This is a genomic window from Pelomicrobium sp. G1, from assembly GCF_051905455.1.
In the GTDB taxonomy this organism is placed as follows: Bacteria; Pseudomonadota; Gammaproteobacteria; order Burkholderiales; family UBA6910; genus Pelomicrobium.
The window spans coordinates 1-231 of sequence record NZ_JBQACR010000676.1; the positions used below are offsets into that span (position 1 = coordinate 1).

General features: G+C 64.5%; 1 pseudogene. It reads left to right on the forward strand.

From position 1 onward, the window contains the following. A pseudogene (locus tag ACTFO6_RS20085) lies at positions 1-231 on the forward strand (nitrate/nitrite transporter); the annotation flags it as partial.

Sequence of the window (231 nt, forward strand, 5' to 3'; positions counted from 1 at the left end):
TTCTACTCCTTCATGGTGCCCATTTTCGGCGGCCGGCTGTGGACCACCGTCTCCACGGCGTCACTGGCGATTCCGGCGGTGTGGATGGGCTTCGCGGTCCAGGATCCGGAGACGTCCTAACTGACGTTCCTGGCGATCGCCCTGCTGTGCGGCTTCGGCGGCGGCAACTTCGCCTCCAGCATGGCCAACATCAGCTCCTTCTTCCCCAAGTCGAACCAGGGCACGGCCCTG